This window comes from Streptomyces macrosporus, assembly GCF_039533145.1.
Lineage (GTDB): Bacteria > Actinomycetota > Actinomycetes > Streptomycetales > Streptomycetaceae > Streptomyces > Streptomyces macrosporus.
This window is the reverse complement of sequence record NZ_BAAASZ010000006.1, coordinates 199,276-225,725: the sequence shown is the minus strand read 5'-3', so window position 1 is coordinate 225,725 and position 26,450 is coordinate 199,276. Positions and strand designations below refer to the sequence as shown.

The following is a 26,450-nucleotide window of genomic DNA, read 5'->3' as shown; positions in this document are numbered from 1 at the left end:
GGGCCGGCCCCCCGCCGTACCGCGTCACACGGCGATGGCGACCTCCGCCAGACCGCCCTTCTGGGCGACGACGGTGCGGTCCGCGGTGGCGCCGGGCACCAGGGCGCGCACGGTCCAGGTGCCCTCGGCCGCGTAGAACCGGAACTGGCCGGTGGCGGAGGTCGGAACCTCGGCCGTGAACTCGCCGGTGCTGTCCAGGAGACGGACGTATCCGGTGACGGGCTCGCCGTTGCGGGTCACCTGACCCTGGATCGTCGTCTCGCCGGGCCTGATGGTGGAGGCGTCGGGGCCGCCTGCCTGGGCTCCGCACATGTCTCGGTGCTCTTCCTTCTCTGTCGGGAAGTGGAGGAGTGGATCGGGGAAGCGGCTCAGTTGTCGCCGGGGCCGAGCTCGATCGGCACGCCGACCAGCGAGCCGTACTCGGTCCAGGAGCCGTCGTAGTTCTTGACGTTCTCCTGGCCCAGCAGCTCGCGGAGCACGAACCAGGTGAGCGAGGAGCGCTCACCGATGCGGCACAGGGCGATGGTGTCCTTGGAGAAGTCGATGCCGGCCTCTTCGTAGAGGGCCTTCAGCTCCTCGTCGGACTTGAAGGTGCCGTCGTCGTTGGCGTTCTTCGACCACGGGATGTTGCGGGAGGTCGGGATGTGGCCGGGGCGCTGCGACTGCTCCTGCGGCAGGTGGGCCGGGGCGAGCAGCTTGCCGCTGAACTCGTCGGGGGAGCGGACGTCCACCAGGTTCTTCTTGCCGATCGCGTCGACGACCTCGTCGCGGAAGGCGCGGATGGAGGTGTCCTGCTCCTTCGCCTTGTACTCGGTCTTCGGGCGGGACGGGACCTCGGTGACCAGCTCGCGGGCGTCCAGCTCCCACTTCTTGCGGCCGCCGTCGAGGAGCTTCACGTCCTGGTGGCCGTAGAGCTTGAAGTACCAGTAGGCGTAGGCCGCGAACCAGTTGTTGTTGCCGCCGTAGAGGATGACGGTGTCGTCGTTGGCGATGCCCTTCTCGGACAGCAGCTTCTCGAAACCGGCCCTGTCGACGAAGTCACGGCGCACCGGGTCCTGGAGCTCGTTCTTCCAGTCGATCCGGATGGCGTTCCTGATGTGGTTCTTCTCGTAGGCCGTGGTGTCCTCGTCGACCTCGACGATGACCACCTTGGGGTCGTCGATGTGGGCCTCGACCCAGTCGGCGTCCACCAGGACGTCACTGCGGCTCATGTCTCTCCTCCGGAGGGCAGTTCAGAGTGTGCTTCGGGTGTGTGCGCGGCGGCGTCGGGCGCCGGCGGGCACGCACGGCGCTGTACGTCGCGGAGCGGGGAACAGCGGGAACGGTGCGCGGCTGCGGTCCGGGCTTCGGAGGCACCGAGGTCAGCCGTCAGAGGACGGCGCGACAGAGCATGGCGGCGACGCGGCACAGATCGACTGCCCGTCGCTTGGTGAGATCCGCCTGTCGCATCATGGGTCCGATCGTAGGGACGGAAGGTGCGACGTGTCACCGTCGTTCCGCATGGCAAGACGAGTTCGTCCGAGGGGCGAGACGACGAACAGGAGTCCGACGGGCCCTCCCGGGGCGGCGCGGGAACGCCCCCGAGGCGCTTCTGCGGTGCGGACGCGTCCGTCTCGCCTGTCGGACGGCCCGGGAGCGGGCCGCGCGGCGTCCGGCGCGTCCGCGCCGGTCACCCGATCAGCGTGACGTCCGTGCCCGTCAGGCGCAGCACGACGCCCTCGGCGTCCACCTCGACCTTCTCCAGTTCCAGCCCCTCGGGGAGGCCCGTGATCTCCAGCTCCCGGTCTATCTGCCCCCGGGCGACGTCCTCGGCCACGGGGATGCCGGGGAGGTCGTCGGCGCGGAGCGCGATGGTGGTGCCGTTCCGCACGCTCACCGTGCTGTGCACGGTGAGCCGCGCGACGGCGAGGTCCACGTCGATCTTCACCTGGTTCCGCGCCGCCCGCTCCTTGCCGGCGTACCCGACGGTGGCGCCCTCCGTCCCGGTGGCCGCGGTCAGGTCCTCGTAGGCGATCCGGGCGCTGCCGGTGGCCCGGGCGGCGACGGCGGAGGAGAAGTTGTTCTCCAGCCGCACGCCGTCCAGCGCGACGTCCACCTCGGTGACGTCGACGTCCCGGCCGCCGACCTGGACGGTCAGCCCGTCCAGCGTGGCGTCGACCGACTCCAGCTCCTTGCCCAGGACCTGGGTGAGGAACGGGAAGCCGTGGATCTCCACGGACGGCTGCTCGCTCAGCCCCTTGGCGCTCTTGATCTTCGCGGCGGCCTCGTCCTCGGCGAGGCCGACCGCGAGCCGGTCGGCGCCGACGAACAGGCCGCCCAGGATGACCAGGAAGATCAGAAGTATCCGTAGCGCGCGCATCGTGGTGGTCCCCCCTGGGTGGCCGAGTCGGTCGAACCGATCGAGGTGATCGACAGCGATCAACGGTGATCAACAGTGATTGACGTCGACGGAAGTCGATCGAGTTCCGGCGAGCCTAACGCGCGGGCCCTACGCCAGCGCCCTGCCGAGCAGGTACACCGCCGGGACGGCGGCCGTCAGCGGCAGTGCCACACCCGCCGTCATGTGGACGAACCGGGAGGGGAAGTCGTAGCTGGCGACCCGCAGGCCGATCAGCGCGCACACCCCCGCGGCCAGCCCCAGCACCGCCCCCGGCGTGCCCAGGGAGGTGAGCCCGCCGGCCGCGATGCCCGCGCCCGTGGCGGCCAGCACCGCGACGCCCGGGGAGACCGGGCCCGGCAGCGGCAGCGCCCGGGCGAGCGTGGCGGCGGCCACGGCGAGGGCCCCGACCGTCACCGCGTCGGGCTCGGCGGCCAGGTGGCCGGCGGCGAGGACGGCGAGCGCGGTGGAGGTCACCCCGGCGGTGAGGGCGTACAGGCGCTCGTCGGGCGAGCTGTGGTTGCGCAGTTGGAGGGTGAGGACCAGGACGCACCAGACGCCGAGCGTGCCGATGACGGCCACCGGGGCGTGTTCGGCGCCGGTCGTCAGCAGCGCGACGTCGGCGGTGACGCCCCCGAGGAACGCCAGCGCGATGCCCTGCCGGGCCGGCCACATCCCGTTGAGCCGGTACCAGCCCGCGGCGGTGACGGCCTGGAGCAGCACCACGGCCACGGCCGTCACCGGGCGCGGAAGCTGGGCGCCGCCCGCGAGCAGCACGGCCAGGACGGCGGTGAGGGCGGCGGGCAGCAGGCCCGGCGCGATGATCGGGTTCCCGGTGCGGCGCGCGGCGGGGGCCGGGGCGTCCGCCGTGGCGGTGGCCGTCGCGGCGGACGCGCCGGCGGCCGGCTCGTTCCGCTCCGCCGGCAGGGGGCCGGGGTGCTGCGGCGGCAGGGAGGCGGTGCCGTCGAGGTCGCCGGGGACGCCGGGGCCGGGGACGTGCTCCGCGGGACCCTGGCCGCCGTACGGGCCGTACCCGCCGTACGCGCCGTACGCGTCGTACGGCTGCTGGGACGGCAGGGGGTGCTGCGGGTACCGCCGGGGGTACTGCTGGTCGCTCATCGGGAGCCTCCCGCGAAGGGGGGAAGCACCTCGACGGTGCCGCCCTCGGTCAGTCGGACGATGGTGTGGTCACGCCTGCCGACCGGCTCGCCGTCCACCAGGAACGAGCAGCGCTTCAGCACCCGGTCGAACTCCGGCCGGTCGGCGTGCCGTTCGCGTGCCGCGTCGAGCGCCTCGGCGAGCGTGTGGGCGTCGTACCGTTCCTCGGTGATCCCGGCGGCGGCCTTGGCCGCGGCCCAGTAGCGGATCATGCCGCTCGGCATGGTGGTTCCCTCTCAGCCGTCCGTCGTACCGGCACCATGATGGCGTGTCGGCCGGCCGGCGCGTGCCGTCGCCCAGGAGCCGATCCGGTCCAGCAGGTCCGGGGGCGCGGCGTTCTCGGCGTGCCCGAAGCCGTGCTCGATCCACAGCTCCGTGGACGCCGGGTCGGCGGCGTCCACCAGCGACCGGGGGTGGTCCAGCGGGAAGTAGGCGTCCCGGTCGCCGTGCACGACCAGCAGCGGGGTCGGGGCGATCAGCGGCGCGGCCTCCACCGGCGACAGCGGCACCGGGTCCCAGTCCCGGTGGTGGACGCGGGTGCGCAGTCCGTAGCGGGAGACCAGCCGCCCCAGGGGACGCTGGACCACCCAGTGGACCCGGCGCATGGCCGGGGTGCCGCGGTAGTACCAGCGGGCCGGTGCGCTCACGGCCACGACGGCATCGGCGTGTGCGCCCGTGCGCCCCTCGTGTGCCCCGTGCACCGTGCCGTCTCCGGCGGGAGCCGAACGGGCGTCCCCCGTCCGCTCCTCCGCGCCGTCTCCCGCGCCGTCTCCCGCGCCGTCCTCCGCCCGGTACAGCGCGGCGTGCCGCAGCACCACCGAGCCGCCCATCGAGAAGCCGACCGTCGCCACCGTGGAGTGCCCCAGCGAGCGGGCCCAGCGCACCGCCGCCGCGAGGTCCAGCACCTCCTTGTCGCCGACCGTGGACCGTCCCCCGGAGCGGCCGTGACCACGGAAGGAGAAGGTGATCACGTCCGCATGTCGGGACAGCGCCTGTGACACGCGTCGCACCGCCGGCCTCTCCAGCGAGCCGGTGAAACCGTGTGCGACGACGATCGCCGGCCCGCCCGGAATCGAGCCTTCCGCGTCCGCGCCCCGACTCCCCTCGGGCCCGTGACGAGGCTGGTACAGGGCGTCGACGTCCACTCCGTCGGCCGTCCTCAGGAGCCTCCGCAGAGGGACCCGCGCGGGCGTCCGCGCCACCGTGCGCCTGCCACCGTCGGTGACCGTCCCGCCACGGAAAGGACCCCGCGGCCCCTCTGATTCGTCGCTCATGTGGGATATTCTCGACGACGAGAGGATCCGGGCAGCGCCGCCCCCGGGTCCTTTTGTGCTTTTCGGAGTGCCGTACGAAGCAGTGCCGCCACACGTCCCTCACCGGGGGGCCGAGGAAGGAACTCGACGTCATGAGCTCGCTACTTCTGCTGACCAACGCCCTCCAACCGTCGACCGAAGTCCTGCCCGCCCTCGGCCTGCTGCTGCACAACGTCCGCGTGGCCCCCGCGGAGGGTCCGGCGCTCGTGGACACCCCCGGCGCCGACGTCATCCTCGTCGACGGCCGCCGCGACCTGCCGCAGGTGCGCTCCCTGTGCCAGCTCCTGCGCTCCACCGGGCCGGGCTGCCCCCTGATCCTGGTCGTCACCGAGGGCGGGCTCGCGGCCGTCACCGCCGAGTGGGGCATCGACGACGTCCTGCTGGACACCGCCGGCCCGGCCGAGGTCGAGGCCCGCCTGCGGCTGGCCATGGGACGCCGGCAGATCAGCGGCGACGACAGCCCCATGGAGATCCGCACCGGCGACCTGTCGGTGGACGAGGCCACCTACAGCGCCAAGCTCAAGGGCCGGGTCCTGGACCTGACCTTCAAGGAGTTCGAGCTGCTGAAGTACCTGGCGCAGCACCCCGGCCGGGTGTTCACCCGCGCCCAGCTCCTCCAGGAGGTGTGGGGCTACGACTACTTCGGCGGCACGCGCACGGTCGACGTCCACGTACGACGCCTGCGGGCGAAGCTCGGCCCCGAGCACGAGTCGCTGATCGGAACCGTCCGGAACGTCGGCTACCGCTTCGTCCTCCCGGAGAAGAAGGAGCCGACCCCGGAGGAGAAGAAGGCCCGGGAGGAGGCCAGGGCCGTCACCGACGCCGCCGAGAGAATGGCCCAGGACGCGGTGTCCGGCGCGGCGGCGGAGAGGGATCGGGCGGCCTCCACACGTCGGGGAGGAAACTGACACACCGCGCGTAGACTGCCCGCTGTGGCAAAGGTGACGCGGGACGATGTGGCGAGACTGGCGGGTACGTCGACCGCTGTCGTCAGCTATGTGATCAACAACGGTCCGCGGCCGGTCGCCCCGGCCACCCGTGAGCGCGTGCTCGCGGCGATCAAGGAACTGGGGTACCGACCGGACCGGGTCGCACAGGCGATGGCCTCGCGGCGCACCGACCTGATAGGGCTGATCGTCCCGGACGCCCGGCAGCCGTTCTTCGCGGAGATGGCGCACGCGGTCGAACAGGCCGCCGCCGACCGCGGCAAGATGGTGCTCGTCGGCAACTCGGACTACCTCGACGAACGCGAGGTCCACTACCTGCGCGCCTTCCTCGGCATGCGCGTCTCGGGCCTGATCCTGATCAGCCAGGGCCCCAGCGAGCGCGCCGCCGCCGAGATAGAGGCGTGGGACGCGCGCGTGGTGCTGCTGCACCGGCGGCCCGAGGCGATCGACGACGTGGCCGTCGTCCTCGACGACGTCGGCGGCGCCCAGATGGTCACCCGGCACCTGCTGGAGCACGGGCACGAGTACGTGGCCTGCCTGGGCGGCGTGGAGTCCACCCCCGCCTACGGCGACCCGGTCACCGACCACGTGGAGGGCTGGCGCCGCGCGATGAAGGAGGCGGGCCGCTCCACCGAGGGCCGCCTCTTCCAGGCCCCCTACAACCGTTACGACACCTACCGCATCGCGCTCGACCTGCTCGCCGGCCCCGACCGCCCGCCCGCGCTGGTGTGCGCCACCGACGACCAGGCCATCGGCGTGCTGCGCGCCGCCCGCGAGCTGGGCGTCGACGTGCCCGGCGAGTTGGCGGTGGCCGGCTTCGACAACGTCAAGGAGGCCGCGCTCACCGATCCGCCGCTCACCACGGTGGGCTCGGACCGCGAGGCGATGGCCCGGGCGGCGGTGGACCTGGTGCTGGACGACGGGCTGCGGGTGACGGGCTCGCGGCGCGAGCGCGTCCGCCAGTTCCCCGCGGGCCTGGTGGTGCGCCGCTCCTGCGGCTGCGACGGCTGACACCCGCCCTCTTCCGGGGGCGGGCGGACTCTTCCCCGGGTTTCAGTCGGCTCTCATGAAATTCTCATATCGGACGCGCACAGTCGTCGGTATGAGCGATGACCACACGCACCCCGCGTATCCGCCCCGCCCGACCCACGAGCCCCCGCCCGCGCCGCCCGCGCCCGATCCGGCGCCCGTGTCCGGGGCGCGCTCCCGGCGCCGGGCCCGCCGCCCGGTCGGGCTGTCGGCGGCCGTGGCGATCGTGGCGATCGTGGCGGCGGCGGTCGGCGGCGGCTCGGCCGCCCTGGTGAGCGAGGCCGCGAACGACGGCTCCGTCTCCTCCGGCATCTCCGTGGTCGAGGGGACGAACGCCTCCTCCGAGGCCGATGTCTCCGACGTGGTCGAGGCCGTCGGCCCCAGCGTCGTGGAGATCGACGCCGACTCCTCCTCCGGCTCCGCCACCGGCTCCGGCGTGGTGATCTCCGAGGACGGCGAGATCCTCACCAACAACCACGTCGTCTCCGGCGCGGAACGGATCGAGGTCACCTTCGCCGACGGCGGCGGCGCCCGGGCCGAGATCGTCGGCACCGACCCCGACCTCGACATGGCGCTGCTCCGGGTCGACGGCGCCGAGGGGCTCGCCCCCGCCACGCTCGGCGACTCCGACAAGGTGCGCGTCGGCGACCGGGTCGTGGCGTTCGGCTCGCCCGAGGGCCTGTCGAACACGGTCACCAGCGGCATCGTCTCCGCCAAGGACCGCGAGGTGACCGTGGAGCGGGAGGACGGGAACGGCGACGGCCGGCCGCGCGGCGACGGCTCCTGGCCGTTCGAGTTCGGCGGCGACCGGTACAACGGCGAGATCGGCCGGGACACCACCACCTACCGGGCCATCCAGACCGACGCCTCCCTCAACCCCGGCAACTCCGGCGGCCCGCTGGTCACCCTGGACGGCACGGTCGTCGGCATCAACTCCGCGATTCACAGCAACGCCTCCTCGTCCTCCGAGGCGGGCAGCGTCGGCCTGGGCTTCGCGGTTCCGATCAACGACGTGAAGGAGATCCTCGATGACCTCCGCGCCGGTGACGGGCGGTGATGCGACACTCGCGTCCATGACCGCCACCTCCTCCCACCCCGCGCCCGCGCCCGCGCGCGTGCTGATCGTCGACGACGAACCGGCCGTACGGGAGGCCCTCCGCCGCAGCCTGGCCTTCGAGGGGTACGAGACCGAACTCGCCGCCGACGGCCTGGAGGCCCTGCGGCAGGTCGAGACGTACCGGCCCGACCTGGTGATCCTGGACGTGCTGATGCCGCGCATGGACGGGCTGACCGCCGCCCGGCGGCTGCGCGCGGGCGGGTCGACCGTCCCCGTCCTGATGCTCACCGCGCGGGACACCGTCGGCGACCGCGTCACCGGCCTGGACGCGGGCGCGGACGACTACCTGGTCAAGCCGTTCGAACTGGACGAGCTGCTGGCCCGCGTCCGTGCCCTCCTGCGCCGCAGCTCCTACGCGCGGGAGCAGGCGGGCGCGGAGGACACCGAGGTGCTGACGTTCGCGGACCTGCGGATGGACCTCGCCACGCGCGAGGTGACCCGCGGCGGACGGCCGGTGGAGCTGACCCGCACCGAGTTCACGCTGCTGGAGATGTTCCTGGCGCACCCGCGCCAGGTCCTCACCCGCGAGCAGATCCTCAAGGCCGTCTGGGGCTTCGAGTTCGAGCCGTCCTCCAACTCCCTGGACGTGTACGTGATGTACCTGCGCCGCAAGACCGAGGCGGGCGGCGAGCCGCGTCTGGTGCACACCGTGCGCGGGGTCGGCTACGTGCTGCGCGAGAGCGCGGGGGGCGCCGCCCGGTGACCCGCTGGTTCAACACCCTGCCGCTGCGCTCGCGCCTGGCCCTGTTGGTCGCGACGGCGGTGGCGGTCGCGGTGGCGGCGTGCGCCGCGGCGGCCTGGTTCCTGGTGCGCGCCCAGCTCGTCGACTCCCTCGACGACGCCCTGCGCCGCAACCGGGTCGACCGGCTGGCCCTGGAGTTCGTACGGGCCGGGGGGCAGTGCCGGGCGGCGCCCGAGGAGGAGCGGCGGTCCCTGCCCAACCCCTTCGACTCCACGGTGCAGCTCGTGGACGGCACCGGCACCGGTTGCATGGTCTTCGGCGAGCAGCCGCTGCCGGTCTCCGCCTCGGACGTGGCGGTGGCCCGCGGCGAGCGCCCGGAGGCCCTCCACACCGTCACCGCCGACGGCACCGAGTACCGGGTGCTGACGACGCCGTTGGAGGGGACGAACGTCGCCGCCACCGTGGCCCGTCCGCTGGACGAGGTCGACGACTCCCTGAACACCCTCGGCATCGTCCTCGGCCTGGTCGCCGCCGCCGGCGTGCTCGGCTCGGCGGGCGCCGGCGTCGGGCTCGCCCGCGCGGGCCTGCGCCCGGTGGACCGGCTCACCGACGCGGTGGAGCACGTCGCCCGCACCGAGGACCTGGCCGTCCGCATCCCCGTGGAGGGCGACGACGAGATCGCCCGCCTCTCGCGCTCCTTCAACGCCATGACCGCGGCCCTGGCCACCTCCCGCGACCTCCAGCAGCAGCTCATCGCCGACGCCGGACACGAGTTGCGCACCCCGCTCACCTCGCTGCGCACCAACATCGACCTGCTGGTGCGCAGCGAGCAGACCGGCCGCTCGCTGCCGCCGGAGGACCGCCGGGCCCTGCTGGAGTCGGTGCGGGCCCAGATCACCGAACTCGCCTCGCTCATCGGCGACCTCCAGGAGCTCTCCCGGCCCGACGCCGTCGCCGGCGGGCCCGTCGAGGTGGTCGGCCTCCACGACATCACCGAGCGGGCCGTCGAACGCGCCCGGCTGCGCGGCTCCGGCGTCACCGTCGCCACCGCCCTGACCCCCTGGTACGTGCGCGCCGAACCGGCCGCGCTGGAGAGGGCGGTGGTGAACCTGTTGGACAACGCCGTGAAGTTCTCCCCGCCCGGCGGGGCGGTCGAGGTCGCCCTCGCCGACGGCGTCCTGCGGGTGCGCGACCACGGGCCGGGCATCCCCGAGCACGAACTGCCCCACGTCTTCGACCGGTTCTGGCGCTCCCCGTCCGCCCGCAGCCTGCCCGGCTCCGGCCTGGGGCTGTCCATCGTGGCCCGCACGGTCCGGGGCTGCGGCGGCGAGATCGCCCTGCGCCCGGCGTCCGGCGGCGGCACCGAGGCGATCCTGCGCCTTCCGGGCGCCCCCACGCCCCCGCCGGAGCTGCCCCGGGACGGTGCGGGTCGGCTCTGACCGGGGCGTCGGGCGGCGGTACGGGACGTCTCCGGGGCCTCCCGTACCGCCGCCCCGCCGGTTGTGGAACGGTCAGGCGGCCGGCCCGTCGGCGCCGGCGGGTGTGGTGAGAACGCAGGTGAACACGGGGTTCCCGCCCTGGCGGGCCGTGACTTCGACGCCGCGGTCCCCGGTGACCGAGTGCGGCGTCCGCTCCGCCTCGACGGTGCAGGGCTCGTCCAGCTCGGCGTACCGGTGGAAGACGGCCTTGGCGGCGGTGGGTTCCGTGCCGAGGGAGAGGAACAGGTCGTGGGAGGCCTGGTACGCCGCCTCCAGCAGGACCATTCCGGGGAAGTGGTCGGTGCTGTGGTCGAACAGCACCGGGTTGCGGGGATCGGGGCTCAGCAGCCAGCGTCCCGGCCGGTCGGCGGGGGAGAGCACCACGTCCAGCGGGGCCGTCCGTCCGACGAGGAAGGGAGCCGCGGGGGTCGGCCGGTCCCGCAGGACGACGTCGTCGGTGGTCTCCCGCTCGCCGCGCATGCGGCGGTAGGTGGCGGGGGCGAGGGCGGTGAACGTCCCGCCCCCCCTGGCCAGGGGCCGGTCCTCGTCCGCGCGGCGGATGGTGATGTCCATGTGGAACCGCGTCCGCTGCGGGCTGCGCCGGTCGACCTCCGCGGTGGCCTCCAGCGCGAGGTCGGTGGGGGTCCGGCCTATGCGGAGCCGCTCCCGGTCGACCGTGAACTCCAGGTCGTGCATGAGGAAGACGTGGCCGAGGGGGACGTCGAACTCGGCGTGGGCGAGGTAGAGGCCGACCTGGCGAATGGTCTCCGCGGCCAGCAGGGGATGGTGCCGGTCGCCGTTCCCGACGGTGAAGAGCGTATGGGCCCGGGGCCACTGGCCGGTCAGGGCGAAGCGATCGTCGTCCAGCCGGATCGCGCGGCCGGTCAGGAAGACCTCCGCCACGGCGGCGCGGTGGACGAATTCCTTGGGGACCGTGGTGGTCAGGCCCGTGGGGAAGGGTACTTCCGAAGTGGTCGGTGCGGGCTTCCGCGCTCGGGGTAAGCGGACAGGAGCCGAAAGCGTCGTTTCGATCATGGGACACCTCTCCAGATCGCCAGAAGGGATGGCGGTCGGGCCCGATGAGCCTTAAGATACAAACTGGACGGTTTTTTTCAAGAAGCTTTACCGTCGCGTCGACCACGGGCCGGTCCGGGAGACCCCCGACACGGCGTGGGGCGCGCGTCCCGACGATCCTTGACGATCCTCAAGGGGGAGGACGATGAGAAGTCCGACCGTTCCGGTGGTGCTCGACCCCTCCGGTCGTGACGTCCTCGGGGAGGCCGACCGTTTACGGAGCAGGGGCCACGTCGTGCCGGTGGAGCTTCCCGGGGGAGTCACCGCCTGGGCGGCCACCGGCTGCGAGGCGGCCAGACGGCTCATGCTCGATCCCCGGGTCTCCAAGGACGCCCACCGGCACTGGCCGGCCTGGATCGACGGCGAGGTCGACGAGAGCTGGCCCCTGGCCATGTGGGTCTCGGTGCGGAACATGCTCACCACCTACGGGGAGGACCACGCCCGCCTGCGCCGGCCGGTGGCCCGGGTGTTCACCGCGCGGCGCACGGCCGAACTCCGGCCGCGCGTCGAGGCGATCACCGCGGAACTGCTCGACCGGATCGCCGCGCTCCCTCCCGACCGGCCGGTCGACCTGCGGGAGGAATGGGCGCTCCGGCTGCCGGTCCGGGTGATCTACGAGTTGCTGGGCGTCGCGGACCACGCGCACGACCGCCTGCGCCACCTCATCGACCACCTGCTCAAGACCTCCGCCACCGCGCAGGAGGCGGCGGACAACCAGCGCGAGCTGTACGCCGCCCTCTCCGAGCTCGTCGCCGCTCGGCGCGCGGCCCCCGGACCCGACCTGATCAGCGATCTGATCGCCGCGTGCGACGGCGACGCCGGGCTGGACGAGAAGGAACTGATCGACACGGTCCTGCTGGTCATCGGCGCCGGGTACGAGACCACCACCAACCTGCTCGACCAGGCCGTCTTCTCCCTGCTCACCCACCCCGAGCAGCTCGAACTCGTCCGTACCGGCCGCGCGACCTGGGACGACGTGATCGAGGAGACGCTCCGCGCGCGCCCGCCCATCGCCAACATCCCGCTGCGCTACGCGGTGGAGGACATCGAGGTGGCGGGGGTCGTGATACGCAAGGGCGATCCGATCGTCGTCTCCCTGGCGGCCGCGGGCCGCGACCCGGACGTGCACGGCGCGGACGCCGGGCGCTTCGACATCACCCGGCCCACCCGGGCCGACCACGTGGCCTTCGGGCACGGCGTCCACCACTGCCCGGGGCGCCCGCTGGCCCGGATGGAGGCCGCCGTGGCACTGCCCGCGCTCTTCGACCGGTTCCCCCGGCTGACCCTGGCCGTGCCGCCCGAGGAACTGCGGCCCCTGGAGTCGTTCATCTCCAACGGCCACCGGGCACTGCCCGTTCGGCCGTACGGCCCCTGACCGGCCCGGATCGGGCGAAGCTCACCACGGAAACGGCAGTCAGGAAGGTCGTTGGCGATGCTCGGACAGCGATCCCTCTCAGGCACTTCCCAGGTAAAGTACATTCCGTTCGGTTTCGTTTCTCCGCGGCGCAACCCGTGCGCCTCCTTCGGAGCGCGGCTCCTCACTCCGGTGAGGCGGGAAGACCGGATGAGGGATCGCTGGCGGGAGGTCGTCGATGGCACAGCAGGAACGTGGGATCCGTACCCGCCGGGAAGTCCTGGAGGCGGCGGCCGAGGTGTTCGCCGAGCGCGGTTACGCCGCGGCCACCATTTCCGAGATCCTCTCCCGGGCGGGAGTGACCAAGGGGGCCCTGTACTTCCACTTCGCCTCGAAGGAGGAACTGCTCCGCGGGGTGCTCGAGGAGCAGTTCACCGAGGACGACATCCTGCCGCGCTCCTCCAAGCTCCAGGAGTGGGTGGACGTGGGCATGGCGCTGGCCCACAGGCTGCCCCGCGAGCCGCTGCTGCGGGCCGGCGCCCGGCTGATGACGGACCCGAACCTGCAGGAGATGTTCGGCAAGGGGCCGCAGGTCTCGTGGGTGGAGCTGACGCACCGGCTGCTGGTCGAGGCCGGGGAACGGGGCGAACTGCTGCCGCACGTGGTGCCGGAGGAGACGGCGCGATTCGTCGTCAACGCCTGGAACGGGGTGCAGCTCGGCTCGCAGATCGCCACCCGGTGGAAGGACCTGGAGCAGCAGGTCTCGGTGCTCTTCCGGCACGTGCTGCCGGCCGTCGCGGTCCCGGGGATGCTCCCCCAGATCGACACCGCCCCCGACCGGGGGGAGCGCGTGGTCGCCGAGGTCAGGGGCCTGCCGGTGGGCGTGTGACCGTTCCGGGGGGACGCCGATGATCCTGGTCACCGGAGCGAGCGGCACCGTCGGCGGTGAGACGGCCCGGCTGCTGGCCGAGGGCGGCCACCGCGCGCGGCTGCTGCTCCGCGACCCCGCGCGGCTGCCGGACCCGCGCCCCGCGGCCGAGGTGGTGGTGGGCGACTACGACGACCCGGAGGCGCTGCGGGCGGCGATGTCCGGGGTGCGCGCGGCGCTGATCGTCACCGCCGATCCGTCGGCTCCGCGGCACGACGCCGCGCTGGTGCGCGCCGCCCGGCAGGCCGGTGCGCGGCGCCTGGTCAAGCTCTCGGCGCTCGCGGTCGCCAACCCCGCCGCGGACGACCTGATCACCCGCTGGCAGCGGGAGGCCGAGGAGACCGTCCGCTCCTCCGGGCTGGAGTACACCCTGCTGCGACCGCGCGCCTTCATGTCCAACACCCTCGGCTGGGCGGAGGAGATCAGGCGGACGGGCACCGTCCGCGCCTGGCCGGTCGACGCGCCCTCGGCCTGCGTGGACCCGCGGGACGTGGCGGCCGTGGCGGTCCGGGCGCTGACCGAGCCCGGCCACGCCGGGTGCGCCTACCCGCTGACCGGGCCGCGGGCCCTGACCGTCCGGCAGCAGGTCGCCGTCCTCGCGCACGCGCTGGGCCGCCCGCTGGCGGTCGAGGAGCTGTCCGAGGGGGAGCTGCGGCGGAGGTTGGCCCGGCGTTGGCCCGAGCCGCTGGCGGACGCCCTGGCCGAGATGGCGGCGCGGCGGCTGGACGGCGGCACCGCCCGGGTCGACCCCACCGTGGAGAAGCTGCTGGGACGGCCCGCGCGGGACTACTCGCAGTGGGTGTCGGAACACCTCTCCGCGTTCCGCTGACCGGGGATGGTGGGGGTGCCGTCGGTGGTGCCGTGGGCGGAGAAGGGCCAGGCGCAGTCCTCGTCGGCCAGGACCGGCAGCAGGATCTCCCAGGTCTCCGAGAGCCACTCACGGGCCGGGCGCTCGTCGTCGGTGTGCGCCTCGTAGGCGCCGTTCACCAGGGACAGGGCGAGTCGGGCGACGGTGCGCGCGACGAGGCCGGAGCGCAGACTGCGGTCCGCCGCGGCGCGCTGGACGGTGTCGCGGAAGGCCTCGCGCCAGGTGATCCGGCAGTGCAGCGAGGGGTCGTGCGGAGTGGCGCGCTCGACGCTCAGCCGTATGCCCGCACGGGTCACCGGGTCGTCGGTGAGCTGCTGGACCGCCGAGTGGGTCATGTCGATGAGGGTCTGGAGGGCGGGGACGTCCCGTCGCTTGAGGGCTTCCATGCGGTCGCGCGAGGACGCGCAGGCCAGGCTCTGGACCGAGTCCGCCAGCTCCGACTTGTTGGAGAAGTGGAACGAGAGCGCACCTCGGCTGACGGCGGCCGTCTCGCTGACTTCGGCCAGGGTGGCGCGTTCGTAGCCGAGGCGGTCGAATACGGCGGCGGCAGCCGTGAGCAGCGCGTTGCGGGTACGCTCCGCCCTCTCCTGCATGGAATCCGCACCTCCGCTCTCAGGACACCCCGAGACCGCTCATCCGCGTTACCGGAACCTGACCCAGCGTAAAAACAGCACGATCGGTATGTCAACGCGCCAGAAAACCGCCAGGCCGGAAGAGATCACTCACGATACCAGTCATATGATCATGGAAATCTCTCTTGAAAAACCGTCTGAGCGGTTTGATATCGTGTGGCGCAGCCGCAGGGCGGACTCTCCACGCAACGCATCGCAGTGCACCCCGGCGCTCATCGAGTAGGTAGTCGCAGGTTGTCAGGTTGTCGCCCGCGAGGCCCGGGCGACCGAACAGGGGAATAGCCATGCACGTACTCGTAGTGGAAGACGAGGCGGAAGTCGCCGAGTCCCTCATGCGCGGCCTCCGCCGTCACGGTTACGACGCGACCGGCGTCGGCACCGGGGCCCGGGCACTGGAGGCCTACGACAGCGCGGATCTGGTGCTGCTGGACTTGGAGCTGCCGGACATCGACGGCCTGGAGGTGTGCCGTCGCATCCGCGCCGCGTCCGACATGCCGATCATCGCCTTCACCGATCGCGCCACCGAACTGGACCGGATACTCGGCCTCCAGGCGGGTTCGGACGACTGCCTGGGCAAGCCGTTCGGCTTCCGGGAGCTGATGGCCCGGATCGACGCGGTCATGCGGCGCGTCCGGCCGCAGCAGCGGACCGTGGAGCGCCTCATCTCGCACGGACCGCTGCAGATCGACGCCGCCACGCGGGAGGTCCGGCTCGACGGGAAGCTGATCGAGGTCACCCGGAAGGAGTTCGACCTCCTCTACCACCTCGCCTCCCGGCCCGGGATGGTCATACCGCGGCAGCAGCTCATGGCCGAGATATGGGGCGATCCGGTCAGCCCCACCCTCGGCACCCAGGCGAGCCGCACCATCGACACGCACGTGAGCACGCTGCGCAGCAAGCTGGGTGCCCGGAGTTGGATCCTCACCGTGCGGGGCGTCGGCTTCCGCTTCGGGCACGGCTGAGGGGCCCGAGTCGCGGGTGGTCCAGGGCCCGGAGCGGGCGGGTGCCGGAGCGGGCGCGGAGGGAAGGACGGCGAGGGGGTCGCACGAGACGGAACCACGAGGGCGGTGCCACCGGGCACCGCCCTCGGGCGTGTTGCGGAACCTCACGCCGTGGACGCCGTACGGTCGCGCAGGGCGTCGCGCACCTCGGTCTCGTCGTAGTAGGTACGGCCGCCCCGTCTCCGGCGGGACCAGCCCCGCTCGCTGGCCAGCCGGTAGACGCTGCCGGACGGGATGCCCCACAGCCGGGAGATCTCGTCGGCGGTCAGCCAGGCGGGCCGGCCCGCCGCGGCACCGGGCTCCCCCCGGTGCAGCCGGCGGCCCAGCCGGCTCCACTCGTGTCCCGCCCACCGGTGGGCGGTGTCGGCGTCGCAGCGGATCTCCGCCGCGCCCGGCGCGTCCGATCCGAGCCGGGCGGTGAGCGTGCCGGCGCAGCCCGGCTCCGCGCAACGACCGATCCGCACCCGGCGCACCGGATCGGGGTCGGCCAGCCGGCGCGCCCGGCGGACCAGCAGCCCCACCTCGTCGGCGAGGTCGCCCGCGGCGCGGTGCGCCGCCAGCCAGTCGAGGTGCCGGACCAGGAACGCGGCCAGCTCGGGCACCGCGCGCGGGGGCGGGGTCACCCCGCGCTCCTCCGTCACCAGCGCCGTCCAGGAGCTGAGGACGCCGAGGATCGCCGAACGGACCTCGAAGGCCGCGGTGTTGAACGGCATGCCGGACGGATACCTGCCCCCCGAGGTCCGCTCCCGGGGCTCGGCGCGTCCGCCGCCGAGGACACGGCCGCAGGCGTCGTAGAGCCGGGGCGTCCGGCGCAGGTCCGCGGCGAGCCGGCTCCGGCACGCCGGACAGAGCCGTCCGCCGGCCGTGGTCCGCGGCCGTTCGGCGCCCCGGTCGTCCGGGGCGCGGCACCCGGAGCCCGGGCAGGTGAGCGTCTTCTCCACCGTCTGTCCTCCTCTGGTGCTCCCTCTGGTGCTGCCGGTACCGGTCGTGAAGGGCGGTGTCGCACCGGGTGCGTCGAACCGCGTCGAACCGCGTCGAACGTAGACGGGTCCCGCCGTCCTGTCCCAGCGGTATTGCAGACATTTGTTCCACGTCTGAAGTTCTTTGCCGGAACGTGAACCGTGTTTGCGTTTCCTGACGTCCGCCTGTGTATCTCCCGATGTTCTCCGCAGATCGCCGGGAGCGGTTGCGGAGAAGGGGTCACCGGGGGCGTGGTGATCTTTTCCGAGTGCTTTCCCCGGCCCTCCGAGGGGATTTACCGGAGCGTTTAATTCCATTTCTTGCGAGGAAGGGTGAGCGCTTCGCATCGCCCGTGAAGTGGTGTGATGAAGGGCACACGGATCGCCGCGCGGGCGATTCTTTGCTTTTCTCTAACGTTTTGTTGTGCCTCTCCTCAAAATTAATCCTTGACGCACACCAAGATCGTGAAGAAACTTCTGGATAGCTTCCGGTGCGTTGTCCCCGGGGGATTCCGAATCGATCCGCCCCCGCCGGGAAACCGGAATTCATCTCGGGCCCGCGTTCGCTCGCGCGGGCTTTTTCGGCGACACCCAGTGCTGTCCGGCGCTGTCCGATCGCGCCTCTCGCCCATGCGTCGCGGACCGGTTCCGCGGCGCTTTCTCGTGCTCAGCGCCGAAGTTCTGTCCACTCACAACCCGTCGAGGAGAGGCACATGAGACACAAGGACGCTTCCGTCATCGTCGTCGGTGCCGGCCCTGCCGGACTCGTGCTCGCCGCCGAACTGCGGCTCGCGGGAGTCGATGTGATCGTGGTCGAACGGCTCCGGGAACGCACCGGGGAATCCCGGGGGCTGGGCTTCACCGCCCGCACCATGGAGATCTTCGACCAACGGGGCCTGCTGCCGCGCTTCGGCGAGGTCGAGACCAGCAACCTGGGGCACTTCGGCGGCATCCCCGTGGACTTCGGCGTCCTGGAGGGCGCCCACCAGGCGGCCAAGACCATCCCCCAGTCGGTGACCGAGAGCGTCCTCGAACAGTGGGCGGGCGAACTCGGCGCGGACATCCGCCGCGGACACGAGATGATCGCGCTGCGCGACGGCGACGACGGCGTCGAGATCGACGTCCGCGGCCCCGACGGGGAGCTGACGCTGAGCGCGGAGTACCTCGTGGGCTGCGACGGCGGGCGCAGCACGGTCCGCAAGGCGGCCGGCTTCGACTTCCCCGGCACCGCCGCCACCATGGAGATGTACCTCGCCGACCTCCGCGGCGTCGAACTCGAACCGCGCATGATCGGCGAGACCGTGCCCGGCGGCATGGTCATGGTCGGCCCCCTGCCCGGAGGCATCACCCGGATCATCGTCTGCGAGCGCGGCACCCCGCCGCAGCGGCGTACCGAACCGCCCGCCTTCCAGGAGGTCGCCGACGCCTGGAAGCGCCTCACCGGCATCGACATCTCGCACGCCGAACCGGTCTGGGTCAGCGCCTTCGGAGACGCCACCCGCCAGGTCACCGAGTACCGCCGCGGCCGGGTGTTCCTCGCCGGGGACGCCGCTCACATCCACCTCCCGGCCGGCGGCCAGGGCATGAACACCAGCATCCAGGACTCGGTCAACCTGGGGTGGAAGCTGGGCGCCGTCGTCCGCGGCACCGCGCCCGAGTCGCTGCTGGACACCTACCACGGCGAGCGCCACCCGGTGGGACAGCGCCTGCTGATGAACACCCGCGCCCAGGGCCTGCTCTTCCTCAGCGGCGAGGAGATGCAGCCGCTGCGCGACGTGATCGCCGAACTGATCCGCTACGAGGAGGTCGGCCGCCACCTGGCCGCCATGGTCAGCGGACTGGAGATCCGCTACGACGTCGGCACCGGCAGCCACCCGCTCCTGGGCCGCCGGATGCCCCGCCTGGAGCTGACCGCGAACGGCCGCGACACCAGCAGCGCCGAACTGCTGCACCGGGGACGCGGCGTCCTGCTCGACCTGGAGGACAACGCCACACTGCGCCGCCGGGCCTCGGGCTGGACCGACCGCGTCGACGTCGTGACCGCCACCCCCCGCAACGTCACCCCCGCCAGTGGGCTGCAGGGCACCGCCGCGGTGCTGGTGCGCCCCGACGGCCATGTCGCCTGGGCCGCTCCCGGCAGCCACCACGACCTGCCATCGGCCCTGGAGCGCTGGTTCGGCCCCGCCCGGTGATCCCCCGAACCGCGCCGCCGGGCCGGTCCACCGACCGGCGCCCGGCACCCCCCAGCAGGCCAGTCAGGCCCGACAAGGAGACGAATCAGATGCACAGCACGCTCATCGTGGCCCGCATGGAGCCGAGCTCGGCACAGGACGTCGCCCGGCTCTTCGAGGAGTTCGACGCCACCGACATGCCGCACCGGATGGGAACCCGGCGCCGCCAGCTCTTCTCGTACCGCGGACTGTACTTCCACCTCCAGGACTTCGACTCCGACGACGGCGGCGAGCGGATCGAGCAGGCCAAGACGGATCGGCGGTTCATCGACATCAGCGAGAACCTCAAGCCGTTCATCACGGCCTACGACCCGGCCACCTGGCGTTCCCCGGCCGACGCGATGGCCGAGCGCTTCTACCACTGGAGCGCGCGATGACGGGGCGGCGCGTGGTGATCACCGGCATCGGCGTCACCGCCCCCGGCGGCGTGGGCACCAAGAACTTCTGGAGCCTGCTCTCCGAGGGGCGCACGGCCACCCGGCGCATCAGCTTCTTCGACCCCTCCCCCTTCCGGTCCCAGGTCGCGGCCGAGGTCGACTTCGACGCCGAACTGCACGGGCTGACCCCCCAGGAGGTCCGGCGCATGGACCGGGCCGCGCAGTTCGCCGTGGTCACCGCCCGGGAGGCGATGACGGACAGCGGACTGGAGTTCTCCGACCTCGACCCGTACCGCGTGGGCGTGACCGTCGGCAGCGCGGTCGGCGCGACCACCGGACTGGACTGGGAGTACCGCACGGTGAGCGACGGCGGCCGGCTGGAGCTGGTCGACCACGCCTACGCGGTGCCGCATCTGTACAACTACTTCGTGCCCAGCTCCTTCGCGGCCGAGGTCTCCTGGGCGGTGGGCGCCGAGGGGCCGAGCACGGTGGTCTCCACCGGCTGCACCTCCGGGCTCGACGCGGTGGGGTACGCCACCGAGCTGATCCGCGAGGGCACCTGCGACGTGATGGTCGCGGGCGCCACCGACGCCCCGATCTCGCCGATCACCGTGGCCTGCTTCGACGCGATCAAGGCGACCACGCCGCGCAACGACGACCCCGAGCACGCCTCCCGGCCCTTCGACGGCAGCCGCAACGGCTTCGTCCTCGGCGAGGGCTCGGCCATGTTCGTGCTGGAGGAGCTCCAGAGCGCCCGGCGGCGCGGCGCCCACGTCTACGCGGAGATCGCGGGCTTCGCCTCCCGCTGCAACGCCTACCACATGACCGGACTGCGCCCCGACGGGCGGGAGATGGCCGAGGCCATCCGCGTCGCCCTGGACGAGGCACGGCTCAACCCGGAGGACATCGACTACATCAACGCGCACGGCTCGGGGACCAAGCAGAACGACCGGCACGAGACGGCCGCCTTCAAGCGGAGCCTGGGCGAGCACGCCTACGCGACCCCCGTCAGCTCCATCAAGTCGATGGTCGGTCACTCGCTGGGCGCGATCGGGTCGATCGAGATCGCCGCGTCCGCGCTGGCCATGGAGCACGACGTGGTGCCTCCCACGGCCAACCTGCACACCCCGGACCCCGAGTGCGACCTCGACTACGTGCCGCTGACCGCGCGGGACTGGAAGACCGACGCCGTGCTGTCGGTGGGCAGCGGCTTCGGCGGTTTCCAGAGCGCCATGGTCCTCGCCAGGCCCGAAAGGAGCGCCGCATGACCGGCACCGCACGCAGCAACGGCACCTCCCGCAGGACCGTCGTCACCGGGCTCGGCATCGCGGCCCCCAACGGCCTGGGAGTGGAGAGCTACTGGAAGGCGACCCGGGAAGGGGTCCACGGCATCCGCCGCATCACCCGATTCGACCCCTCGCAGTACCCGGCCCGGCTCGCCGGGGAGATCCACGGCTTCTCCGCCGAGGAGCACCTGCCCGGCCGACTGATCCCGCAGACCGACCGGATGACCCGGCTCGCCCTGGTGGGCGCCGACTGCGCCTTCGCCGACGCGGGGGTGCAGCCGGGCGACCTGCCCGAGTACGACATGGGCGTGGTGACCGCCAGCTCCTCGGGCGGCTTCGAGTTCGGCCAGCGCGAGCTGCAGAACCTGTGGAGCAAGGGCGGCCGGTACGTCAGCGCGTACCAGTCCTTCGCCTGGTTCTACGCCGTCAACAGCGGCCAGATCTCCATCCGCAACGGGATGCGCGGCCCCAGCGGCGTGGTCGTCAGCGACCAGGCCGGCGGCCTCGACGCGCTCGCCCAGGCCCGGCGGCAGATCCGCCGCGGCACCCGGCTGGTCGTCTCCGGCGGCATCGACGCCTCGCTGTGCCCCTGGGGCTGGGTCGCCCAGCTCGCCTCCGGCCGGCTGAGCACCGCCGAGGACCCGGAGCGGGCCTACCTGCCGTTCGACGCCGCGGCGCGCGGCCACGTGCCCGGCGAGGGCGGGGCGCTGCTGATCCTGGAGGACGCCGAGAGCGCCCGCGAACGCAGGGCACCGCGCGTCTACGGCGAGATCGCCGGATACGGCGCCACCTTCGACCCCCGCCCCGGCAGCGACCGGCGGCGCGGTCCCGGGCTGCAGAAGGCGATCGAGCTGGCCCTGGAGGACGCGGGCGCGGAACCCGGCGAGATCGGCGTCGTCTTCGCCGACGCCGCCGCCGTCCCCGATCTGGACCGCATCGAGGCGGAGGCGATCACCAAGGTGTTCGGCCCGCACGGCGTGCCGGTCACCGCCCCCAAGGCGATGACCGGACGGCTGTACTCCGGGGCGGCCTCGCTGGACGTGGCCACCGCCCTCCTGGCGATGCGCGACGGGGTCGTCCCCCCGACCCCCCACGTCACGCTCGCCGACACGTACGACATCGACCTGGTCACCGCGGAAGCCCGACCGACCCCGGGGCTGCGCGCCGCCCTGGTGCTGGCCCGCGGCCACGGCGGTTTCAACTCCGCGGTGGTCGTCCGGGCCGCCGGACAGTGACGTCCGGACGACCCGACCACCGGAACCACACGAAAGGAAGAACATGCCCGAGACGCGTTTCACCGTCGAAGACCTCAAGCGGATCCTGCGGGAGGGCGCCGGAGCCGACCAGAGCGTCGACCTCGACGGCGACATCCTCGACACCGAGTTCGAGGAGCTCGGCTACGAGTCGCTCGCCCTGCTGGAGACCGGCAGCAGGATCGAGCGGGAGTACGGCATCACCCTCGAGGACTCCACGCTGACCGACGCGCGCACGCCGCGCGAGCTGATCGAGGTCGTCAACAGCCACCTGAGCACCGCGCAGGTCGCCTGACCGCCGCTCGGACCACCCCCGACGTACGCACCGCCACCCGTGCGTACCCGCGCCGCTGCCGCCGCGTCGTCCCCCGTGCGGCGGCAGCGGCCCCGTCCGGCGCCGGCCGGACGGTTCACCGACACCCGCCGAACGACCGCCCCAGGAGAGGGACATGACACAGCAGGAATCGAGGGTCGCCATCGTCACCGGCGCGACCAGCGGCATCGGCCTGGCCGTCGCACGGCTGCTGGCCCAGCGGAACCACCGGGTGTTCCTCTGCGCCCGCACCCAGGAGAACGTCACCGGCACGGTCAAGGAACTCCGGGCCGAGGGGCTGGAGGTGGACGGCGCCCCGTGCGACGTCCGCTCCCCCGAGGAGATCCGCACCTTCGTCCGGGCCGCCGTGGACCGGTACGGCCCGGTGGACGTGCTGGTGAACAACGCCGGCCGCTCCGGCGGCGGGGTCACCGCCGACATCGCCGACGAGCTGTGGTTCGACGTCATCAACACCAACCTCAACAGCGTCTTCCTGATGACGCGCGAGGTGCTCAACACCGGCGGCATGCGCGAGAAGAACTGGGGCCGCATCGTCAACATCGCCTCCACCGCCGGCAAGCAGGGCGTCGTGCTGGGCGCGCCGTACTCGGCGTCCAAGCACGGCGTCGTCGGCTTCACCAAGGCGCTGGGCAACGAACTGGCCCCGACCGGGATCACGGTCAACGCCGTGTGCCCCGGCTACGTGGAGACCCCGATGGCGCAGCGGGTCCGGCAGGGCTACGCCGAGGCGTACGACACCACCGAGGACAAGATCCTGGAGAAGTTCCAGGCCAAGATCCCGCTCGGCCGCTACTCCACGCCCGAGGAGGTCGCCGGCCTCGTCGGCTACCTGGTCACCGACACCGCCGCCTCCATCACCTCGCAGGCGCTGAACGTCTGCGGCGGACTCGGCAACTTCTGACCGCGGGCCCGGCCCGCAGCTTCCGGAGCGGACTTCGAGGCGGTCCTCGACGCGGACCGCGAACCAGAGGGGAGACCACACCCATGACCCGCGAGGTCGAGCACGAGATCACGATCGACGCCCCGGCCGCCAAGGTGTACCGGCTGATCGCCGAGGTGGAGAACTGGCCCAGGATCTTCCCGCCGACCATCCACGTCGACCGCGTCGAGGGCGGCGCGGACGGGACGGCCGGCGCCGGGGAGGAGCGCATCCGCATCTGGGCCACCGCCAACGGCGAGGCCAAGAACTGGACCTCCCGCCGCACCCTGGACCCGCAGGCGCTGACCATCGCCTTCCGCCAGGAAGTCTCCGCGCCCCCGGTGGCGTCCATGGGCGGCACCTGGATCATCGAGCCGCGCGGCGAGAACTCCTCCCGGGTGCGGCTGCTGCACGACTACCGGGCCGTCGACGACGACCCGGAGAAGCTGGAGTGGATCGACCGGGCGGTGGACCGCAACAGCCGCTCGGAACTGGCCGCCCTGAAGCGGAACGTGGAGCTGGCGGTCGGCGCGGCCGAGCTGACCCTGTCCTTCGAGGACACCGTCCGGATCAACGGCTCCGCCAAGGACGTCTACGACTTCGTCAACGAGGCCGGCCTGTGGAAGGAGCGGCTGCCGCACGTGGCCGAGGTCTCGCTGACCGAGGACACCCCCGGCCTGCAGGTGCTGCGCATGGACACCCGCACCAAGGACGGCTCCGTCCACACCACCGAGTCGGTCCGGGTCTGCTTCCCCCACCACAAGATCGTCTACAAGCAGACCACCCTCCCGGCCCTGATGAGCCTGCACACCGGCTACTGGCTGTTCGAGGAGGACGCCTCGGGCGTCACCACCGCCACCTCCCAGCACACCGTGGTCCTCAACACCGCCAACATCGCGAAGGTGCTGGGCGAGGACGCCGGCGTCCTCGAAGCGCGCGACTTCGTCCGCAACGCGCTGAGCACCAACAGCCGGGCCACCCTTGGCCACGCCAAGGAGTACGCGGAAGCGCGGCGCTGAACCGTGTCCACACAGGTCAGCACCGCACTGGACACCGATGTCGTGGTCGTCGGCGCCGGACCCGTCGGTCTGCTGCTCGCCGTCGAGCTGCGGACCGGCGGGGCGCGGGTGACCGTGCTGGAGCAGCTCGACGAGCCGACCACCGAGTCACGGGCCTCCACCCTGCACGCCCGGACGATGGAACTGCTCGACGAGCGCGGCCTGGTGGAGGAGCTGGGACCGCCGCCCCCCGGCGGCCCCGGCCACTTCGGCGGCATCCCGCTCGACCTGACCGCCGCCGACCCCGGCCACCGGTGGGCCGGGCAGTGGAAGGCCCCGCAGACCCGCATCGAGGAGGTGCTGGGGCGGCGGGCCGTCGAGCTCGGCGCCGAGCTGCGGCGCGGCCACCGGGTGACCGGGCTCGTCGACCGGGGCGACCACGTCGAGGTCGAGGCCGTCGGCCCCGGCGGCGGGACGGTCCGGCTGCGCTGTTCCCACCTCGTCGGCTGCGACGGGGAGCGGAGCACCGTACGGCGGCTCGCGGGGTTCGACTTCCCCGGCAGCGAGGCCACCCGGGAGCTGCTGCGGGCGGACGTGGCCGGCATCGACGTACGGCCCAGGCGCTTCGAGCGGTACCCGGCCGGGCTGGCCATCGCCGCCCCCTTCCCCGGCGGCATCACCCGGATCATGGTCCACGAGTACGGGCGCGAGCCGGCGCGCCGCACCGGAGCCCCGGAGTTCGCCGAGGTCGTGGACGCCTGGCGGCGGGTCACCGGCGAGGACATCGGCCACGGCACACCGGTGTGGGTCAACGCCTTCGGCGACGCCTGCCGCCAGGTGACCCGCTACCGGCAGGGCCGGGTGCTGCTGGCCGGCGACGCCGCCCACGTCCAGTTGCCGGTCGGCGGCCAGGCCCTCAACCTCGGCCTCCAGGACGCCGCCGACCTCGGCTGGAAGCTCGCCGCCCAGTTCTCGGACCGGCCCGATCCGGCGCTGCTGGACTCGTACCACGCCACGCGCCACCCGATCGGCAGGCGGGTGCTGGGCAACATCACCGCCCAGGCCCGGCTGCTGCTCGGCGGGCCCGAGGTGGAGCCGCTGCGGGCCGTCATGGGCGAGCTGATGGAGAAGGCGCCGGTGCGCCGCCACCTCGCCGCCATGATCAGCGGGCTGGACACCCCGCGCTCCGACCGACCCTCGCCCGGAACCCCGGCCGCGGCACCGCGGGCGTCCGCGCCCCCGTCCCGAGACCACACCCCCACGCGAAGGAGGACCACCATGGAGAGGCTCACGGGCAAGACCGCCCTCGTCACCGGCTCCAGCCGGGGCATCGGCAGGGCGATCGCGCTGCGGCTGGCCCAGGAGGGCGCGCTGGTGGCCGTGCACTGCTCGGCCAACCGGGACGCGGCCGACGAGGTCGTCGCGACCATCGAGAAGGACGGCGGCCGGGCCTTCGTCGTCCAGGCGGAGCTGGGCGTCCCCGGCGACGTCCACGAGCTGTTCCTCCAGTTGGAGGAGGGCCTGAGGGAGCGCACCGGCGGCACCGAGCTGACCATCCTGGTCAACAACGCCGGGGTGATGGGCGGTGTCGCCCCCGAGGAGGTCACCCCCGAGACGTTCGACCGGCTCTACGCGGTCAACGCCAAGGCCCCGTTCTTCATCGTGCAGCGCGCGCTGAAGAACCTGCCCTCCGGCGGACGGATCATCAACATCTCCTCCGGGCTGACCCGCTTCGCCAACCCGCAGGAGATCGCGTACGCGATGACCAAGGGCGCCATCGACCAGCTCACCCTGCACTTCGCCAAGCACCTGGGTCCGCGCGGCATCACCGTCAACAGCGTGGGCCCCGGCATCACCAACAACGGCACCCCGGTCTTCGACATCCCCGAGGCCGTGGAGCAGATGGCGGCGCTGTCCGTCTTCAACCGGGTGGGCGAGCCCCGGGACATCGCCGACGTGGTGGCGTTCCTGGCCGGCGACGACGCCCGCTGGATCACCGGTTCCTACCTCGATGCCAGCGGCGGCACGCTGCTGGGCGGCTGAAGCGATCCGCCGAGGACCCGGCCGCCCTCTCGCTCCCCCCACACCCCGCCGGGCGCCGGTGCGACGGGCCGGCCGCGGGACCCGTCGTCGGG

Annotated in this window: 27 protein-coding genes; 17 read left to right on the top strand and 10 right to left on the bottom strand. The window is 72.7% G+C overall.

The features are described 5' to 3' along the window. Nucleotides 1–24: 24 nt before the first annotated feature. The 7 genes from ABD335_RS04000 to ABD335_RS03975 form a co-directional block, all read right to left on the bottom strand. Complete coding sequence (locus ABD335_RS04000; RefSeq protein WP_344320632.1) at nt 25–312, bottom strand: DUF1416 domain-containing protein; 288 nt, start codon at nt 310–312, stop codon at nt 25–27. A gap of 56 nt (nt 313–368) precedes the next feature. Continuing rightward, nucleotides 369–1,211 carry a sulfurtransferase gene (locus ABD335_RS03995; RefSeq protein WP_344320631.1) on the bottom strand — a complete coding sequence of 281 codons (843 nt, stop codon included), beginning with the start codon at nt 1,209–1,211 and terminating at the stop codon, nt 369–371. Between the two features lie 157 nt (nt 1,212–1,368). Next, nucleotides 1,369–1,449, bottom strand: a complete 81-nt coding sequence (locus ABD335_RS30725) for a putative leader peptide (RefSeq protein WP_425583543.1) — start codon at nt 1,447–1,449, stop codon at nt 1,369–1,371. A gap of 220 nt (nt 1,450–1,669) precedes the next feature. After that, nucleotides 1,670–2,359: an LmeA family phospholipid-binding protein gene (locus tag ABD335_RS03990; RefSeq protein WP_344320630.1), complete on the bottom strand. Its 690-nt coding sequence runs from the start codon at nt 2,357–2,359 to the stop codon at nt 1,670–1,672. A gap of 129 nt (nt 2,360–2,488) precedes the next feature. After that, nucleotides 2,489–3,496: a hypothetical protein gene (locus tag ABD335_RS03985; RefSeq protein ID WP_344320629.1), complete on the bottom strand. Its 1,008-nt coding sequence runs from the start codon at nt 3,494–3,496 to the stop codon at nt 2,489–2,491. After that, complete coding sequence (locus tag ABD335_RS03980; RefSeq protein ID WP_344320628.1) at nt 3,493–3,759, bottom strand: MoaD/ThiS family protein; 267 nt, start codon at nt 3,757–3,759, stop codon at nt 3,493–3,495. Before ABD335_RS03980 ends, ABD335_RS03985 begins: the two co-directional genes overlap by 4 nt. A gap of 12 nt (nt 3,760–3,771) precedes the next feature. Continuing rightward, a complete protein-coding gene (locus ABD335_RS03975; protein ID WP_425583540.1) occupies nt 3,772–4,809 on the bottom strand; it encodes an alpha/beta hydrolase in 1,038 nt (345 codons plus the stop codon). 131 nt (nt 4,810–4,940) lie between these two features. On the opposite strand from ABD335_RS03975, the gene ABD335_RS03970 reads away from it, so the two are divergent. The 5 genes from ABD335_RS03970 (at nt 4,941) to ABD335_RS03950 (ending at nt 10,062) form a co-directional block, all read left to right on the top strand. Continuing rightward, nucleotides 4,941–5,756, top strand: a complete 816-nt coding sequence (locus ABD335_RS03970; RefSeq protein WP_344320627.1) for a winged helix-turn-helix domain-containing protein — start codon at nt 4,941–4,943, stop codon at nt 5,754–5,756. A 24-nt stretch (nt 5,757–5,780) separates the two neighbouring features. After that, entirely contained in the window at nt 5,781–6,806 is a 1,026-nt protein-coding gene (locus tag ABD335_RS03965) for a LacI family DNA-binding transcriptional regulator (protein WP_344320626.1), read from the top strand. A gap of 91 nt (nt 6,807–6,897) precedes the next feature. Then, nucleotides 6,898–7,881: a S1C family serine protease gene (locus tag ABD335_RS03960; RefSeq protein ID WP_344320625.1), complete on the top strand. Its 984-nt coding sequence runs from the start codon at nt 6,898–6,900 to the stop codon at nt 7,879–7,881. A gap of 16 nt (nt 7,882–7,897) precedes the next feature. Further along, nucleotides 7,898–8,644, top strand: coding sequence for a response regulator transcription factor (locus ABD335_RS03955; protein ID WP_344320624.1), 747 nt, complete (start codon nt 7,898–7,900; stop codon nt 8,642–8,644). Continuing rightward, nucleotides 8,641–10,062, top strand: a complete 1,422-nt coding sequence (locus tag ABD335_RS03950; RefSeq protein ID WP_344320623.1) for a HAMP domain-containing sensor histidine kinase — start codon at nt 8,641–8,643, stop codon at nt 10,060–10,062. Before ABD335_RS03955 ends, ABD335_RS03950 begins: the two co-directional genes overlap by 4 nt. Before the next feature lie 72 nt (nt 10,063–10,134). Here ABD335_RS03950 and ABD335_RS03945 read toward each other — a convergent pair whose 3' ends face one another. Beyond that, nucleotides 10,135–11,004 (bottom strand): ScbA/BarX family gamma-butyrolactone biosynthesis protein, encoded by an 870-nt coding sequence (locus ABD335_RS03945; protein WP_425583539.1) that lies wholly within the window; start codon nt 11,002–11,004, stop codon nt 10,135–10,137. 316 nt (nt 11,005–11,320) lie between these two features. Between ABD335_RS03945 and ABD335_RS03940 the strand changes: the two genes are divergently transcribed. The 3 genes from ABD335_RS03940 to ABD335_RS03930 all read left to right on the top strand — a co-directional run bounded on the left by ABD335_RS03940 (nt 11,321) and on the right by ABD335_RS03930 (nt 14,286). Then, nucleotides 11,321–12,550, top strand: a complete 1,230-nt coding sequence (locus tag ABD335_RS03940; RefSeq protein WP_344320622.1) for a cytochrome P450 family protein — start codon at nt 11,321–11,323, stop codon at nt 12,548–12,550. A 217-nt stretch (nt 12,551–12,767) separates the two neighbouring features. Continuing rightward, entirely contained in the window at nt 12,768–13,418 is a 651-nt protein-coding gene (locus tag ABD335_RS03935) for a ScbR family autoregulator-binding transcription factor (RefSeq protein WP_344320621.1), read from the top strand. A 19-nt stretch (nt 13,419–13,437) separates the two neighbouring features. Continuing rightward, complete coding sequence (locus ABD335_RS03930; protein WP_344320620.1) at nt 13,438–14,286, top strand: NAD(P)H-binding protein; 849 nt, start codon at nt 13,438–13,440, stop codon at nt 14,284–14,286. Here the strand turns inward: ABD335_RS03930 and ABD335_RS03925 are convergent. After that, nucleotides 14,244–14,918 (bottom strand): ScbR family autoregulator-binding transcription factor, encoded by a 675-nt coding sequence (locus ABD335_RS03925; protein WP_344320619.1) that lies wholly within the window; start codon nt 14,916–14,918, stop codon nt 14,244–14,246. The two genes, ABD335_RS03930 and ABD335_RS03925, sit on opposite strands and share 43 nt — an antisense overlap. A 323-nt stretch (nt 14,919–15,241) precedes the next feature. Between ABD335_RS03925 and ABD335_RS03920 the strand changes: the two genes are divergently transcribed. After that, the gene (locus tag ABD335_RS03920; protein WP_344320618.1) at nt 15,242–15,919 is read left to right on the top strand and encodes a response regulator transcription factor; all 678 of its coding nucleotides are present in this window, start codon (nt 15,242–15,244) and stop codon (nt 15,917–15,919) included. Nucleotides 15,920–16,062: 143 nt separating this feature from the next. Here ABD335_RS03920 and ABD335_RS03915 read toward each other — a convergent pair whose 3' ends face one another. Further along, nucleotides 16,063–16,899 carry a hypothetical protein gene (locus ABD335_RS03915; protein WP_344320617.1) on the bottom strand — a complete coding sequence of 279 codons (837 nt, stop codon included), beginning with the start codon at nt 16,897–16,899 and terminating at the stop codon, nt 16,063–16,065. 731 nt (nt 16,900–17,630) lie between these two features. Between ABD335_RS03915 and ABD335_RS03910 the strand changes: the two genes are divergently transcribed. The 8 genes from ABD335_RS03910 to ABD335_RS03875 all read left to right on the top strand — a co-directional run bounded on the left by ABD335_RS03910 (nt 17,631) and on the right by ABD335_RS03875 (nt 26,358). After that, a complete protein-coding gene (locus ABD335_RS03910; protein ID WP_344320616.1) occupies nt 17,631–19,109 on the top strand; it encodes an FAD-dependent monooxygenase in 1,479 nt (492 codons plus the stop codon). Between the two features lie 89 nt (nt 19,110–19,198). After that, complete coding sequence (locus ABD335_RS03905) at nt 19,199–19,525, top strand: TcmI family type II polyketide cyclase (RefSeq protein WP_344320615.1); 327 nt, start codon at nt 19,199–19,201, stop codon at nt 19,523–19,525. Beyond that, nucleotides 19,522–20,793: a beta-ketoacyl-[acyl-carrier-protein] synthase family protein gene (locus ABD335_RS03900; protein ID WP_344320614.1), complete on the top strand. Its 1,272-nt coding sequence runs from the start codon at nt 19,522–19,524 to the stop codon at nt 20,791–20,793. The genes ABD335_RS03905 and ABD335_RS03900 overlap by 4 nt, the downstream gene beginning before the upstream one ends. Then, nucleotides 20,790–22,046 (top strand): ketosynthase chain-length factor, encoded by a 1,257-nt coding sequence (locus tag ABD335_RS03895; RefSeq protein WP_344320613.1) that lies wholly within the window; start codon nt 20,790–20,792, stop codon nt 22,044–22,046. The genes ABD335_RS03900 and ABD335_RS03895 overlap by 4 nt, the downstream gene beginning before the upstream one ends. 43 nt (nt 22,047–22,089) lie before the next feature. Further along, nucleotides 22,090–22,359: an acyl carrier protein gene (locus ABD335_RS03890; RefSeq protein WP_344320612.1), complete on the top strand. Its 270-nt coding sequence runs from the start codon at nt 22,090–22,092 to the stop codon at nt 22,357–22,359. A gap of 154 nt (nt 22,360–22,513) precedes the next feature. Then, nucleotides 22,514–23,299, top strand: a complete 786-nt coding sequence (locus ABD335_RS03885; protein ID WP_344320611.1) for a 3-oxoacyl-ACP reductase — start codon at nt 22,514–22,516, stop codon at nt 23,297–23,299. 83 nt (nt 23,300–23,382) lie between these two features. Beyond that, nucleotides 23,383–24,336: an aromatase/cyclase gene (locus ABD335_RS03880; protein ID WP_344320610.1), complete on the top strand. Its 954-nt coding sequence runs from the start codon at nt 23,383–23,385 to the stop codon at nt 24,334–24,336. A 3-nt stretch (nt 24,337–24,339) separates the two neighbouring features. Further along, nucleotides 24,340–26,358, top strand: coding sequence for an SDR family oxidoreductase (locus tag ABD335_RS03875; protein ID WP_344320609.1), 2,019 nt, complete (start codon nt 24,340–24,342; stop codon nt 26,356–26,358). The last annotated feature ends 92 nt before the right edge of the window (nt 26,359–26,450 follow it).